Annotated in this window: 9 protein-coding genes; 2 read left to right on the forward strand and 7 right to left on the reverse strand. The window is 57.9% G+C overall.

Translation table 11 applies throughout. The annotated features are described in order from the left end of the window. Positions 1-601 precede the first annotated feature (601 nt). From CA85_RS24100 to CA85_RS24115, 4 genes are all read right to left on the reverse strand, one after another. Positions 602-2,719: an esterase/lipase family protein gene (locus tag CA85_RS24100; RefSeq protein ID WP_186775196.1), complete on the reverse strand. Its 2,118-nt coding sequence runs from the start codon at positions 2,717-2,719 to the stop codon at positions 602-604. 505 nt (positions 2,720-3,224) lie between these two features. Then, entirely contained in the window at positions 3,225-4,718 is a 1,494-nt protein-coding gene (locus CA85_RS24105) for a carbohydrate porin (RefSeq protein WP_146394195.1), read from the reverse strand. A gap of 210 nt (positions 4,719-4,928) precedes the next feature. Next, positions 4,929-7,160, reverse strand: a complete 2,232-nt coding sequence (locus tag CA85_RS24110) for a carbohydrate kinase family protein (protein WP_146394197.1) — start codon at positions 7,158-7,160, stop codon at positions 4,929-4,931. 31 nt (positions 7,161-7,191) lie between these two features. Beyond that, positions 7,192-7,398, reverse strand: coding sequence for a hypothetical protein (locus CA85_RS24115; RefSeq protein ID WP_146394199.1), 207 nt, complete (start codon positions 7,396-7,398; stop codon positions 7,192-7,194). Positions 7,399-7,888: 490 nt separating this feature from the next. Here CA85_RS24115 and CA85_RS24120 point away from each other — a divergent pair, with 490 nt between their 5' ends. Further along, positions 7,889-8,281 (forward strand): hypothetical protein, encoded by a 393-nt coding sequence (locus CA85_RS24120; RefSeq protein WP_146394201.1) that lies wholly within the window; start codon positions 7,889-7,891, stop codon positions 8,279-8,281. Positions 8,282-8,385: 104 nt separating this feature from the next. On the opposite strand, the gene CA85_RS24125 is transcribed toward CA85_RS24120, so the two are convergent. The 3 genes from CA85_RS24125 to CA85_RS24135 form a co-directional block, all read right to left on the reverse strand. Then, positions 8,386-9,555, reverse strand: a complete 1,170-nt coding sequence (locus CA85_RS24125; RefSeq protein ID WP_146394203.1) for a hypothetical protein — start codon at positions 9,553-9,555, stop codon at positions 8,386-8,388. Then, positions 9,552-10,889: a PhoPQ-activated pathogenicity-related family protein gene (locus CA85_RS24130; protein ID WP_146394204.1), complete on the reverse strand. Its 1,338-nt coding sequence runs from the start codon at positions 10,887-10,889 to the stop codon at positions 9,552-9,554. Before CA85_RS24130 ends, CA85_RS24125 begins: the two co-directional genes overlap by 4 nt. Positions 10,890-11,097: 208 nt before the next feature. Then, positions 11,098-12,387: a 3-keto-disaccharide hydrolase gene (locus tag CA85_RS24135; RefSeq protein ID WP_146394206.1), complete on the reverse strand. Its 1,290-nt coding sequence runs from the start codon at positions 12,385-12,387 to the stop codon at positions 11,098-11,100. A 394-nt stretch (positions 12,388-12,781) separates the two neighbouring features. Here CA85_RS24135 and CA85_RS24140 point away from each other — a divergent pair, with 394 nt between their 5' ends. Further along, positions 12,782-14,173 carry a pectate lyase family protein gene (locus CA85_RS24140; RefSeq protein ID WP_246113109.1) on the forward strand — a complete coding sequence of 464 codons (1,392 nt, stop codon included), beginning with the start codon at positions 12,782-12,784 and terminating at the stop codon, positions 14,171-14,173. The last annotated feature ends 306 nt before the right edge of the window (positions 14,174-14,479 follow it).

A 14,479-nucleotide genomic window follows, 5' to 3' on the forward strand; every position in this document is an offset into this window, starting at 1 on the left:
CAATCGTCTCATCTCCCGCGTCCGACGTCGTTGCCAAAGAACCAAACGCAAGGCAAAACCAGGAACAATGGAGTTGCTCGCCGACCCAAACCTCCTCGAGTACTGCTTAACTTGATGCCTATGAGGTCAGCGCAGCGCCGCCTACGGTTGTTCGTTGAAGTTGGAGCGTCGACCCCGAAGTGGGTCGCAGACCTCGTCGTGAATGATCTTCAATCCCATTCGGGGTTGGCACGCGTGTGTCTCGGCGTTTCCGGTGGTGTTCGCTGCGCCCGACCACCAGCTATTAGCTTCAACGCCGTCGGCGCAGGAAAACTTGTGGGTAAAGGAACACCAGCGCGGTCCCCAACAACAAATGAGCCGAGGGCCGTGAGGCCAATGCCGTCTATTTTTCCCCCGTTCGGGGCATCAACACGATGGTAACCCGACGCGTCAGCGAGCAAAATGCAGTGCTTTGCGTGGCGAACAAGCGATCCTCGCTGACGCGTCGGGTTACCAGGACCGCTTCGCGGTCGAAAGTAGATGGCATTGGCCGTGAGGCCCCGGGTAGCGGCGCCCATCCGTCTCGGATTACTCAACCGCACCGTGAGCCAGTCGATGCCGGCTACCGGCGTGCCGCTTCGTCAAGGCTGGCTCCGCCGACCTGATAGACAGGTGGTGTGTGGGTAGGCATGTCATAGCGAAACCGTGGATCAGAAATCAGCCCGACGGCTCCATCAGCAATCAAGGGCGTTCGTGTGGGAGCATCCCAGGCCAAGCGATCGTCCGAATCGACCTCGTCGAGATGTTTCAGCAAGATGCGTCGCACCTCGAAGATCGATTTCCCGGTCATGTGGATACTCGTATGCGTGGCGTCGACGACCAACTCACTCTGGACGTCCTCCATCTTCGCACTGGCATACTCGACCACCCCGTCTCCCTTGTACTTTTTGCCAGCCAAGAGAGGCGGGTCTTGCAGCACCCCGATGATGTTGTGGTAGCGGATGTCCGGTGACGTTCGCGCTCGCAACATAACCGGAAAGATCGGTGAATCGGGGGCGAGAGAGTCGACGGCATTGGCGTCGGTGATCAACCGGGTGTCACGAAAGAAGTTTGGGTTGGCGCGGATCAATCGCGTGCTGGTGGAGATCGCCATCTTGGGCAGTTGAATGAGCTTGCCCGCCAACCACCGCGTTGCGGAATTGGCAAGATCGCTGCCGCGGTGCGGTGTGCCGATGGTGATCACACGGCTGATGGATCGATTGGGACGAAACTCCAACGCGCTGACGAGCTTGTTGACGTCTTCAGGCGGTCCGCGCAGCTTCTCCTTGGGCTGACTGCTGACAATGTTCCAGAAGTCGTCACCGCTGTCGATCGTTTGCATTCGCGAAACCAACCCGCCCATGCTATGACCAACCAGGATCATATTGTCCAGCGCGCGGTCCTGGCCAGCAGTATCGAAGGTCTGACGCATCGCAAACAGATCGCTGCGCAGCTGCGTGGCACTGTTCCAAAACGGTTGCCCCGAGGGATAGAGATAGAACCAAAACTGGTAGCGTTCACGGATCTCGGGGAAGCTCCGCAGGTCATTGAACATATCCATCCAAGTCAGGGGGCTCGACCAAAGCCCGTGTACCATCAACACAGGGATCCGATTGGGATCATAGGGTTCGAGCATGTACAACCCCCGCTTCTGCTGCGCGTCGTCGGGATCGAGCAACCCTTCAGTGGCCCGGTCCCGCTTGCGATACTCGGGGCTGTCAAGGAAATAGGCCAGCGGCGTGGTCAGATCGGTCTCCAAGGGGACCCAGTCACCACCAAGCTTGATTTGATTGGCACGCAATGGATCAAAAAACTCGAGGACACAGACGGGGGTCTCGTGGGCATTTTCGATTCCCGGGGGCGACTGCGGAATCTGATGGCTGGAGAGCCGGATGTTGGAATTGGGCCCAGCCCCGGGTGCGCCCGAGGCGGCATACCCGCCCACCGAATCCATTTCCGTCGAGCAGCGGAGCAGCGCCGTCACGGCATAACTGAGCCCTTCGGGATAGTAGTTCTCACGCGAGTCCTCGTCACCACGCGGCTTGCGCACGGCGATGAGCGGTACGCCGAGTCCAAAGGTGGTGTGGCGGTTGCGAAGCGTCTTGATATCAAAGTCGCTGACGAACTCGTACCGATCGAACTCGTCCGGCTTCCAACCGCCCCGCATTTCCGTCCGGATCACGAACTTGCGGTCCGCCGTTTGGATCGTGTAGGTGCGCCCCGGTTGCATCTGGTTCTCAGAGCAGAGGATCCGGAGGAGATCCTCCAGCGATTCGTTGTAGAGATCGCAAACAGCCCGGAACTGGGGGTCGTACTCATTGCGAATGTCGGAGAGTTGCGTTCCAAAGAGATAGCGATAGCTCGTCGTCAGTGCGATCCCGTAGTGATTCATCGCCGTGCTAGTCTGCCCCTCACGCTCAGCGATTTTTCCTTCTACATAGGCGAGCTCAGCCACCGCGTAGGTCAGCTCAGGATCCAGGTTCTGTCGATGGAGAGTCCGTAGTTTGGCGATGCAGACATCGCTATTGCTGTGATAGGTATCGCTGAGCCCGTAGCGGCTAAGTGTATGTTGGGTTCGCTCGCTGATCTCGGGGCCCTGCCGCGCCAATAGCTGCAGCGTTCCTTCCAACGCGTTGGCGCGGGTCGGCCGGTCTTGCAAATACCGAGCAGTCGCACACCCCGTCGATCCGCAGGCCAACAGCAATGCCGCCACGACAGCAACGCCCCAGTTGGTACGGACCCGCGCAAGCGGGGCCGGCCAAACGGCAATGCCGTCGGTCAACGCTTCTCGCTCGCGCACGGGCGCGGTAGGTCGCGGCGGAGGGGCTGGATAGTCCATGCGCGAGACATTAGAGAAATGTCCAGTCTCACGTCAACGTAAAATAGGTGGTCTGGGAGGGTTGCCGTCCGTTGTTTTTCTTCGGCTCTGTCAATCACCATGCCGAGTGATCCACCTCGTCGAACCTTGCTCCACGCGACTCAGCCCTCCCAACCGCGTCGCAGGTCGTGCAGTTTTTGAGTGATTGTGAGTAAACGATTTCCTTTTCGCGGCCACCCGAGACGCGGGCCGACCCTCGCCACACTTCGTTGGAGGAGGGTGAAGCCGCTGCAAACCCTTGCAACTGAAGCACTTCAAAACTTCACCGACTCGTCGGACGAGGCTAACGTCCTGTCAACGAAGCCCAACGACGCAGGCGAACCAGTTCTTAGAGGCTCACCGACAGCCGCGTCCCGACCAGGACAGCCGTGTCGGCTCGCTCTCGGGCGGGATCGATGACTTGCAGGTCCGTGGTTAGATAGCACCAAGGAGTGATTGCCGCGTTGTAATAGACTTCGCCGCCCTGCACGTCGTCGAGCGGAGCAACCGTGCTCGAGAGCGTCTTCAGATCGCTGCTCAGTCCATTGTAGAAGTACGCGGCGCCGATGCGGTCCTGTGGCCGCGACTTCACAGCGCCTGCGAAATCCAGTGAAACATTCATGCACCACGCGTAGGGCGACGTCTCTTCATCGGCGAGCCCCCATTGGCTGAACAGCCCCACCTGGCGTTCGGGGTTGCAGCGATCCGCCCAAAGCTGTTGCTCGCCAATGTAATTCACGCTCCAGCTGCCTTCGGCGTCGGGGACAACCAGCCCGTCTCCTGGCACGAATGACCATCCAGCAGGATCGAGCGAATTGAACGTGCCTGTCCCGTAGGTCCCTAAGAACAAAGACGACCCCGGTCGGCCGCCAAAATCTGTGAAGAACCGCCACAGACCAGCGATGGTGGCGCCGTTGGCAAAGAGATCATCGATCCCACTGACGGTCGGGATATTGGTATTGTCCAGTACCAACAGCCCACCCTGGATCTGGCCCTCGTGCAGCTTCAACACACCCGCTCCGTTCCAAACCAACGGGATCGTGCTGCTAGCGGCCATCGGGAAAAATGAAGAGATGTTCATGAATCGATCGACGCCGCGGCCCGTCTGCGCATACATCGTATTGAAGAGGTCAAACGTGTTGATCCGGCCTGCCGTCACCGCCCAATCTTCACTGAGCGCTTGCATCACCTGAAATCCCGTAATCGCCGTTTCGTCTTCGAATGGCAGGGGCGTCAGCATGTTCGCATTGACCGGTGCGAGCAACGCAGCGTCGGCATTGGAGCTCTTTCCAAAACCAGTTTCGGCATGCATCAACAAGGTAAACCCCTTGTTCAAACCCAGCGGCTCACCGAGAAACGTGAAGAAATAGTCGAGCTTGCCGCCGTAGCGAAATCGCTGCTCATTTCCCCCGCTGGCGACTCCCTGGTAAAACTGGGTCGCGATCACGTCAGTCACCACGCCGTGTTCGGCCAGCCCTGACCGCAGCCCCATCCAATCGCCCAGCAGGTGGTCGCGGTCGCAAAGACACGGCTCGCCCGCCTGGCAACTGCACCCGGGATCGTTCATGGTGTCGCAGGCATTCGGAGCTCCTACGTCGCAACCGACCGTGATTGGCGGACTCGGTACCACGGCATCCTGCAGTACGGCTTCCCGCAGTACATCACCCTGTGGCTCTGGGGTCTGCAGCGTTGTGTCCTGCAATGCTGTCTCGTGGGCTGCGGTGCTCGCTGTAAGATCGGACGCAGAAACGCTGCGCAAGGACGCCGTGCTTTGGGCAACGAGCGATTGGCAGGCGGCTACCACAACGATAGCGATGATTGCAGTGACGCGAAGACTGCTCATGTAACGAATCCGTTCGAAGTTGCATTATCCATTCACACCGGCCGAACGCTCCGCCCCACCAGTTATCCACTGGAAGGTTCGGCATCTACCTGCACGTTACTGCACACCTGAACGGTTGCTCGCCCGAGGTTGCGATGCGAAGGTAGCGGTTGCGCTGATTGCTCGTGTTATCGTGCCGAGCGGCAACCACACCTGTCGTCGCCGACGGTGCTAACGGCCTGCGAAGCCCGGCAACCCAGCTTGCCGCTGCCACCCGGCATGGATTCGTTGATCGATCGATTGAAAGGAAAGCTCGTGGGATTCCGAACCAGACGATTCGACACTCATGCCGCCCACGGCGACGGCCTTCTCCAGCGCTTCTTCGGGACCGGCGTTGCGAGCCAGAGCGGCGAGGAAGCCAGCGATGGTGCGGTCGCCCGCTCCGTTGGTCGAGCCGACCTTCACTTCGAAACAGGGTGCATGCAGTTCCCGGCCAACCCATTCCTCGACGCCCGATTTGTCTTGATAGAATCCACGAGAGATTCGATCCGCGTCGGAGCTGGTTTTCAAATACAGTCCTTGATCGCCCAGCTTGAACACCACCATGCCCGTTCCGAGTGCGAGCAACCGATCAGCTGTCTGACTCAGGGCATCCCGGTCGAGCGTGGGAAATTGCCCGTCGCTGCCTGCCGGCATTGGCTCAGTGACAGGGTCTGAACCGAGCATGAAAAGAATTTCATCGAGGCTCGGCATAAAACAATCAACGTGAGGAAGAACACGTTCGAGCCACACGTTCCAGTCGATTTGGCCTGCCGACGCGTCGGGGTCTGGCATCGCCATATCGAGCGAAGTCATCAGCCCTCGCGACTTGACATTGCGAAGGAGAGTGCCCATTTCGATGCCGCCGTCTTCCCAGAACCGCTGCATCAATGGCGGATAACCAAAATGAAAAATCTTTGCGTCGGCGAGCCGGTCCAATGGGATGTCAGCGGCATGGAAGGTGTCGTTGGCGGCTGGGAAATGCAAGAACGACCGATCTACTCCGGGCGGCATGATCACGATCGAGTAGCTCGTGTGCTCTCCCGGGGCGACGATCATCCCCTGGGCAAGCTCACTGTCGGTCTCGTGGAGGATACTCAATAGCTCGCGTCCGAATGAATCGTCGCCGATCTTGCCCATCAACGAGGTCCGCACGCCAAGCTGATGAAGTGTCAACCCGGTGTTGGCGACGCAGCCGCCGGTGACCTGCGTGGCTGGCCCGATCTGTTTCAGTTTGCCAGCCTCAATGAGCGTGTTGGCGCTGGCGACGGAAAAATGATCGGGGAATTCGGGAACGATGTCCAAGCAGATATGTCCAGCGACAACGATTTCCGGCCCCACTTCGGCTGCCTCGCTCGACGGCAATCCCCTGACGGAGGTCTTTGCGGAGGTCTTGGTGGTGAGGCCGCTGGAGTAGTCGAAGAAACGATTCGTCGCCTGCAGGTCATCTTCGAGCCTGCGCAGCGGCGCGATCCCCAAACCCCGGAGCTCGTTGTGGTAAGAGCGAACCGCCTCGGCAGCATCGCTCAACTGTCCGTCAGCCAAATATCGCAGATGCTTGATAAACGTGGGCTGATGCTCTGAGTTATTAATCATGCGGCCGTAGAGTGCCACGCGAGCGCCATACTTCTTGGCCTCCCATAACTGATGAAACGCATCGAATGTTGTCCCCGACGAACCGCCCAGGATCCCCACGACGATGGACGAGTCGTAATTGACGAGTTCCTCCATGGCGGCCGGACCGTGATAAACCATCTTGAGAAAAAGTGGCCGACCGCGTTGGGCAACACCCGCCAAGGCCCTGACAATGTGATCGTTGACAAAGGATCCAACGTCCTCGATCGGATTGACTGGGCAATTGGGATCGAAGACTTCCAAGAAGTGACGGAAACCCTTCTGTTCCGCTTCTAGGCAGAATTCACGGTACGCCGCCAGAGTCCGCGCGTCGTGTTCGGTGTCGTTATTGAAGGTGACCGAATACAGACCCAGGTCGGCTCCGTGCTGGCGTTCGGCCGGCAGACTATCCGCTCGTCCAGTTTGGCCGTGGTCGAGCAAGGCGGTGCGAAAGGGGCGAGAGGGTTGGGCACTGTAAACGCCTCCACGGGCCAGCCAGATTTCGGTGGTGTCGTTCGCGCGAATGGCAGGCGTGACGCGTGACCGATCAAAGAGCCGCTCGTTGATCGTGAGTACTTCGTTCGTACTGACGCTCATCAACATGATGTCGATGAGCCCTTGCTCAGTATTCTGCCGGATCAGCTCACGGTATTGCTGCAGCGTCCGGCGTTGGCCCGTCTCATGACTCACGCCCGGCGCGGCGATTCCAAAGGCCATGTCAGCATCTTTGGCATCCGCCAAAATAAACTCCTCGCAACTGGGATCGTGGTGAATGCGAGCGAGTTTCTCATCGAGCGATTTGGCGAGCATGGCAGAGTGGGGGAGGGGTGATAGGCGAGCGCTAGCGGCAATAGCCAGCAAACTGGTAGGCGATCCAATCCAGATCCCACCGGGGCAAGGACAGGCGAGTCGAGAGAAAGACGAGCAGGGCCGCGATCACCACGGCCACCACCAGTATCCCGATGGACCTGACGATCGGAACCGCTGCGGCGCGGCGGTTTTGATGAGGGTCTCGGATTGAAGGGATAGCGATCATAGCAGCGGACATGGGAGTCTCCAACTCGAGGCGGAAAACGAACGGTATGCTCTCTCTTTCCAGAGCCCGCGGTACGCCATCGCGCTGCGCACGAACTCACATCGAATCTCCCATTTCCTGAACTTTCATTTCAATCACCGCATCCTGCGTTTGCTCCCAACGGCCGATCATTCGAGGCCGATTGGTCGCTCCTGTCAGGAACGCGGGAAGAATACGTGTCGAGAACTTCACCCTCCCTGCAGGAGGGGGATTTAGAATGCGTCACTTATTCTTTCTGCGTTCCTAACTCTGTTAGCGAAACAGTGAGACTCTCGCGAACGGGTCCGACGAAGCAGCTGGCATTGCCACGATCCCCGTTTTCGCATATTGAAAGATTTCGTGGGGATTCAGATGGACGCCATTGCATCGGCCGATCGGCGCCAGAGCAGTACGAGATCACCACCCTCCCCGCAACCCGTCGCCGCATCCCCTCCCCGCAACCCATCCCCAACCGAGCACAACCATGAAGACAATGCTGGCCCTTTCATCGTTTCTCCTGCTCACTCTGGCATTGTGCGAACACGGTACCGCCAATGAACACGGTATCACCAACGGGCTCGATGGGTGGCCGGCTGTGAAGAACCGCGATCTAGGCCTGATTACTGTCTACGATGCTCGCGAGTCGTTGCCAGTTCCTGTGTACTCGATCGATCTTGGTCTCGATCTCGATTTCACAGCACCCGCGACCGACGACAGTGCAAATGAAGATCCTTCGGACGCGAGATACATCTTAAAAACAGACCTGCAGATCAAACGCGACGCGGCACAGTTAAGATGGCGTGAAGAAGCCGCCCAAAGGCTGCGAGCACGCCAAGAGTTCGCGAAGCAACTCGAGGAAACCTTCGGCGCGCATTAACCATCGGGAGGACAACGGGTGGCGTAAGTTTCCAGCTTGTGGTCAGCAACACTCGCAAGCTGGACGATCACGCCACCTTTCAACTCGTCAGCGATTTCGGGCGTTCACTCCGTGGAGTACATCGAGTAGGCCGACGCATTGAATTCCTGCAATGCTTCGTCACAGGTATGGTTTTCGAATTCATAGTTCCAGGGTTCGATGTACCGCATACCAAGCTCCTTGGCCTGCGCGAACACGGTGCTGTAGTCGTTATTTTCGAATCGTCTCTGTTGGTCTGAGCGACCGATCACCTGGCCGTAGAGATCGCCTGGGTACTCTTTCAGAATGGCAATCAGATCGCCTTGGTACGTCGTTTTGCCAGAGATCCACCACATGCCGATACCCACGCGACTGTCATACTCAGGCTTTTGAAATTCGCGGACAAGTCGGCTGGGAATCTCGACACTGCCCAGCAGTTCATGTACCTCGAACGCAACCGCCTTCCCGGGGAAGGCATCGAGCACACTCTGCGTGGCCTCAGCGGATGCTTTGAGCCAGAGATCGCCAAATTTCGTCTCGGCGTTTCGATCGCGTGGATTGACCCCAGTGGCACGCAGCAGTGTTTCAGGTGGGACGCCGTTGAAATGACCTTCGGTGCCGTTGCTGGTCATCTGGGGGACGTAAACCATTTTCAAGCGATCGGTTCGGTATCGCTCGCCAACGGCCTGCAGCATCACTTTCAGACGTGTTTGCACGACCGGGTCCCAGTACTTTGGCATCGCGACCGGATTGCCACGGAAGGACATCGCGAAGGTCTCGACGTCGAAATCAGAGACCAACCAATTGGGCGCAAGGGAATCAGGTCGCCTCCCTCTACGAGAGAAATTGCCTCGCGATTGCGTGTTCGCTCGGGACGGCGTGGACGTCCAACCACCGTGGATGGCGAGCGTCCAGTTCATGTCGGGTTTGAGAAGTTGAACCTGTTGCTCGATGCGGCTGAAATCAAATTTCCCCGGTTCGGGTTCGATTTCGCTCCAGGTAACGCGGACGAGCCCGCCTTTCATATTCTCGTTCTCGACAGCGCGGCGCGTAATCACGCTGGCGTAAGTGCCCGTCGGCTTCGCAACCTCCTCGCCCAAGGCAGGCGGAACGAGCAAGAGGGGCAAGAGCAGCAATGGAAGTCGATTGAGCATGTTCATACCGACTGAACTGCCGCGGCGGGAAAAGGTTCCGCCCAACTCGCCAAAGAACATCGGTTTCCCGCCTCCGGCGAGCGAGGTTGCCTCTCGAGTCACTGGTAATAAACCAAGGTGGCCAATGAATACGGAGTGTCCTCGGCGAGGAAGGTCAATTCGGCAAACGCAGCCTGATGGCCACGATCGGGTTGCGTGCTACCGACCCACTCATCACCTTGCTGCGTCATCGCCGAGGGCTCCCAAACACTATCACGAAAGTCGAGAGATTCCGAAGATGCCACCCATAGAGTGGCTTTGATCGGCGCTGGTTCACTGCTCACGGTGAGCCGTATTTCCCCATCGGTGGTGGCGGGTTGCCAATCGATCTCGGGAAGCTGCTTTTCAGCCGCGACCGCTTGAAAGAATACAGCCAAGGTCGAGATTGCCTTCATTCGGCCGCCCCCCAGACTGTGACCTGCGTTGGGAACCCGGTGAATCCACTTCTCGCCGCCGAGGCGATCCCAGTACAGATTCATCGCGTCAGTCGTCCAATAACGATCATTGGCACCGACGACCAGCAGCTTGGGCATCTGCAACCGATCGAGGTACTCGATCGGGTCCATCATCTTCCACAGCTTGGCTGCACGCCCTGAGGTAGGTTGCCCGTCACGTGGAACGAGGTCTTTGCGCGTGTAATCCTCGATCTGTTCACTGTGCGTGCCCCACATCTCAATCTGATGTTTCATTTGGGCAGGAAAGTCGAGGAAGTCAATCACGATGGGAGCGGTGGCGATGATTCGTGAATCCGTCGCTGCAGTCAACCAACTCGTCCAACCTCGTTTAGACGCACCGGCGATGACGAACCCCGATGGCTTCTGCCAACCTTGTTTAACCGACAACTGTTCGAGCGAATCCATCGCTTTGGTCGCGCTTTTGACCATGGGAAACAGCAACGGCCAGGTGGAATCTCCCGTCTCGAGATACTTCAGCCATGACTGGGAAATCAGATCGTCTTCGTGGCGACCGTCCATCAGCGGCTGGTTGGGCACTTGGTGCAACATCGCGACGCGGCCACCACACAGATTCGCCAGCGACGCTCCGATCAGCCTGTCTCCGACTCCAGGTGCTTTCCCTGTGCTGCCGCCGGTGACAAACAACAGCATCTTATCGGGATGAACCACACGCTGCGGCTCATAGACGATCATCGTGTGTTTCCAGAGACCGCCTTGCCAACGTTGACTCGTGAGCTCGAGCTCGATGACGCGGGAATCAGCAACCTCGACCTCGCTGGTCGTTTGCCATTGGAAGTCGGGCTCGTCACGAGCCAGGTACGCGTCAATTTCACGAGTAGCCAGCGTCGGGGTACTCGACTCATCTTGAGCCGACGTCACCGCCGGGGCGATACCGAGCAGCGCAAGGGCCAACAGGCCACGAAACAATCTTTTGGCAGGCATCACGTCAATCAAGGTATGAGGTGGTATCGAACAGTAAAAGAGTTAAAAGAGTACTGTGCGTCGGTCCGGCACTCGGATGGAACCGACGGATACCGGACACTCGGGCGAGCGATCCGGTGAGACCGCTCGCGTGCCGAATGAGTCGTTCAATGGCACGCGAGTCCTGGCGATTCAAAACAGGCGATTCAGCCTGTACGGAAGACTGGGCTCACTCCCGCTCGATCAGCTTCTTCATCTCAGCCGTGATGGGCATGACTTCGAAATCCTTGAAGAACATCTCGCAGTCGGTGCCGCCATGCATCTGCAGTCCGAGTTTGCCAGTCTTTTCGCTCTCCTCGTCGATGATGTCCGAGGTACAAAACCCGTTGAGCGTCTGGACCAGACGGTCGCCGTAGGCTGCGGTACAGGTCGTGTTCCACTGGTCGTCCTTGTTGCGGACCTTCTCGATCAGCTCGTCGTTGGTGACAACCCATCCGCGACCTGCAATCGTCTTGCCGTCGATGATGCCAGCGGTATGCCATAGAGCAGAGTCTTTGGCATTGTTGGCGATTTCATTCTGGAAGCCACGCAGCACCCAGGGTGCACTCGTTTCCTCAGCCCGAAAATACAAAGCGCTGTTGCCGCCATGCATTCGGTAAGTGACGCGAGCAATGAAATCGTCGTAATTTTTGTTCGAAATCACCAACCCGTCCTTGCCTTGGCTCTTGAGGTGGACACCATGCAGGACACCGTCCTGTTTGAACGACCATTCCTCCGGCAGCACAAACTTCGCATTGGCGAGTTGGTACTGGCCGTCCTCACCCTTGGCGAAAAACGGCTGCCACTGGCTCTCGCCCAGGTCCTTGATCCGGATATTCTTCCAGGCGACCGAGCCAGATTTGCCCGCATGAATTTGCAGCCCGATGAAGCCCTTCATTGAAAAACTGTCGAACATGTCGACGACGAGATGGCCGTTGATCCAGGTCTTGATGGAGGGACCGACGCATTGAATTTCCACGTCATTCCATTGGCCGGGACGGCACCCCGCCTGGGCTGCGTCGAGTCGATCCTGCGGCGTGTGGGCGTCGAGCCAGATGAGGCCGAACTTGTGACCACGACGCCCTTCGTCGTAAATACGCCCGGTCGCGTCACAGCCGGGGCGAATTTCGTACTGGTACCCGTAGACTCGCTCACCATCACCTTGCGGGCGCGCCGCCGAGCGGAACTGGATTCCCGAGTTGCCCGATTCGATAAACTGATACTGCAGCTTCAAAACGAAGTTTCCATACTCCTGCTGCGCACACAGGAACGTGTTACCGGGTGTGTCGGGAACGCATTGACCGACGATCGTTCCGTCCTCGACACGGTACTCGGCCGACCCGCCGCGTTTGACCCATCCGTCCAGGTCGGTGCCATTGAACAGGGAAGTGAATCCGTCTTCGACGTCACCCGCCGTCGCACGGGCACCCAAGGGCGCCAACAGGGCGATCACCATCACGGCTACAAACATCTTTCTCATCGTTGTCTCTCTGGAGGGAAGGGGGGTAGGGTGGGCGCGTTCTTCAGCGATGGAAGTGATCGACGTCCAAACCAGTCGTTGGTTGGAAGAACGCTATTTGCTGAGCTCAATCGTTCATGAAGCCTGAGTCTGTTTCTCCCAGCAGCTCAGATCATACCATCTCGCCGCGATCGCCACCGAGGGTCGCGGACGACTCACCACAGGCACCGCGAGATTCGATCCCCTTCCCCCGGAAGAGGTCGTGCCGCCATGCCTGAAAAACCATTATACTGGAGTGATCCATGGTAAAACTGGACGGACCTAAACAACGCGTTCCGGACCAGGACGATTTGACGCAGCGTTTATCGTATCGTATGGCAACTGCAGTCAGGCTTTCACAATAGGGAACAGATGCATGCACAAACACTCCTTGATCTCTGCGGTGGTAATCTGTCTTTGCCACGTCACCGGTTTCGCTCAAGACCAGCTGGCGTTTCCGAGTGCGGAAGGCTATGGCAAGCACACTTTGGGTGGTCGCGGTGGCGCGGTCTATGAAGTGACGAACCTCAACGATTCCGGCGAGGGCAGTCTGCGTGCAGCCGTCGACGCCGAAGGGCCACGAACGGTTGTCTTCCGAGTCTCGGGGACGATTCAACTGGCAAGCAATTTGGACATCAGGAATCCATTCATCACCATCGCCGGCCAAACGGCACCCGGTGCCGGCATCTGCATCGCCAGGTATCCGCTGATGATTCGCGCCGATGAAGTCATCCTCAGGCACATCCGTGTTCGGTTTGGAGATGAGTCCGGCACAGATGCCGATGCTATCTCGTGCCGCTACCACAAGAACATCATTATCGACCACGTGTCGGCAAGCTGGAGTGTCGATGAAGCGATGTCGATTTACCACTGCGAGAACGTCACTGTTCAATGGTGTTTGATTGCCGAAAGCATGTTTCACACCGATACCGGGAAGGGTTCGCATGGTTTCGGCGGCATCTGGGGATCAAACGACAGCACCTACCACCACAACCTGCTGGCGCATCACTCCAGTCGCAATCCGCGTTTTGCTTCCGGGTGTGGCAACACCGACTACCGAAACAACGTCGTTTACAACTGGGGTTACAACAGCTGCTACGGAGGCGAGAAGCAGCAGCCGGGCAATCCGAAATTTGCGTTCTCCAATATCAACATGGTGGCAAACTACTACAAGCCTGGCCCCGCGACGGCACCCGGGGGCATTTCTCATCGAATTGCCGGTCCTTCCACTCGCGACGGAGCCGACGACTATGGCAAGTGGTTCATTGCTGACAACGTCGTCGTTGGCAACGAGGACGTTACTTCAGACAACTGGAACGGTGGCGTGCAGGTCGACGAGTCAGCCATCGCGGGACTCAAACTCGCCGAACCTTGGACTGCGATGGCGATTAACCAGCAGACTGCGGAGGCAGCCTACGCGTCTGTTCTTGAACACGCCGGCGCAACTCTCCCGAAACGCGATGCAGTCGACGCTCGTATTATCGAGGAAACTCGCCGTGGCACGGCGACCTACGAAGGAGACGCGTACAAACGAGAGAAGAAGGTTGCCAACGAATCCAAGAAGAGCGGCATCATCGATTCACAGGACGACGTCGGCGGTTGGCCGGAACTGAAAAGCACTCCAGCTCCTGCCGATACCGATCACGATGGCATGCCGGACGAATGGGAACTGGCGAACGGCCTTGATCCTCAACACGCTGACGATAGAAACGAACTGGCCGCCAGTGGTTACACGATGTTGGAGGTATACCTGAATAGCATTGATTGAATCAGGACGCATCCCATTCTAAAATCGCTAGCCATTGCGGCTTCTCATCGAATTTTAGTGGCTCATCCGACGGAAGCGAGCGCCCGAGGTTTTGAAGGCATGGCTCCCGTATCCAAGGATTTATTTGTGGGATGTGATTATCAATGTTAGACTGGCACTGCCGGGAGAAACGGAGCCGAGCTCTAATGGCGTGGACTTAGGGCGAATCTGGTGGTTTCACGGGCTCGACCGTGATCCGCTTGGCTCGACTGGGTCGAGGCTTTTTCAGCTTGGGATATTTTGATTGATTTCGGCGTTTGAGCTCGC

The organism is Allorhodopirellula solitaria, from assembly GCF_007859855.1.
Lineage (GTDB): Bacteria > Planctomycetota > Planctomycetia > Pirellulales > Pirellulaceae > Rhodopirellula > Rhodopirellula solitaria.